The sequence below is a fragment of the Micromonospora sp. NPDC003776 genome (assembly GCF_053605645.1).
This window is the reverse complement of sequence record NZ_JBSGJR010000967.1, coordinates 1-1,209: the sequence shown is the minus strand read 5'-3', so window position 1 is coordinate 1,209 and position 1,209 is coordinate 1. Positions and strand designations below refer to the sequence as shown.

Below are 1,209 nucleotides of genomic sequence, written 5' to 3'. Positions count from 1 at the left end.
CGCCGGCCGGCAGCGGGCCGCCGGGAACGATCCGCCGGTCGGGCGCCACACCGACCGCGCCGGCCCGGCGCAGCCCACCGAGCGCCGTCCAGACGGCGAGCTGGTCGCCCCCGTTGAGGTACGCGACCTGTTGCGGCCCGAGCTGCCCGCCGGTGCCGGCGGTGCTGCCGGACAGCCCGCGGAACCGGTGGATGACGGTGCCCACCACCAGCACGGCGGCGGCCAGGAGATACCAGCGCAGGAAGACCGGGCCGGGGATGCCCCAGGTGTCGCCCGGTGCGGCGAGGACGGTCATGCTCTGCTCCTGTCGCGAGGGGATCGCGGCCCATTGTGGAGCAGACCCGCCAGTGCTGATCCGGCCCGTCGGGGGCAGTTACCGGACCGAGACCCGGCCGGTCAGTGCCGGCGTACCGCCTCCTCGACGAGGTCGAGCACGGGGCCCAGGTCGCCGGCCGGGCGGCCCATCGCCAGGTGCAGCACCAACCCGTCGTACGCCAGCTCGAGGAACTGGGCCAGCACGTCGATCGGCACGTCGTCGCGGAGCACGCCGGCCTCCCGCTGGCGCAGCAGGCGGTCCCGGGTGGCCTCGGCGATGGCCGCGGAGCGTTCCGCCCAGCGCTTGGCGAACGCCGGGTCGGTGCGCAGCCGCCGGGAGACCTCCAGCTGGCTGCCGAGCCAGCCGGTGGTGTCCGGGGAGATCGCCCGGGCGAGCAGGTCCCGCATCACCTGGACCAGGCCGTTGCGCGCGACGGTCTCCACCATGACCGCCGCGTCGTCCTCGGCGACCGCGAGGAAGAGCGAGTCCTTGTCCCGGAAGTGGTGGAAGATCGCTCCCCGGGAGAGCCCGGTGGCCTCCTCCAGCCGGCGAACGGTGGCGCCCTCGTAGCCGTGGCGGGCGAAACACGCCCGGGCGGCGGCCAGGATCTCCTGTCGGCGCGCGTCGAGCTGGTCCTGGCTTACTCTGGGCACGCACCGATCGTCGCAGGCCACCTCGGCGGATGCAAACCGTACGTACGGCTTGAGATGCGCTTTTCGCATGATCACCCGGCCGGGGGACCCGGTTACGATCGGCCGGTGACCCAGGCCGCCCCGCTTCCCGCCCACCCGTTGACCGTGGCCGCCGTGCAGGCCACGCCGGTCCCCCGCGCCCCCGCCCGGGACCCCCCCCCCCCCCCCCCCCCGGGCGGGCGCGCAAGGTAGTCCACACGG

The 1,209-nt window shown here is 75.1% G+C and carries 2 protein-coding genes; both read right to left on the bottom strand.

Annotated features, from left to right (window positions below; all coding sequences use genetic code 11):
* The coding region (locus ACWEVO_RS36775) for a TIGR04222 domain-containing membrane protein (RefSeq protein ID WP_452311988.1) at positions 1-295 on the bottom strand (295 nt) is incomplete at its 3' end.
* Between the two features lie 101 nt (positions 296-396).
* Entirely contained in the window at positions 397-969 is a 573-nt protein-coding gene (locus ACWEVO_RS36770; protein ID WP_452311987.1) for a TetR/AcrR family transcriptional regulator, read from the bottom strand.
* Between the last annotated feature and the right edge of the window lie 240 nt (positions 970-1,209).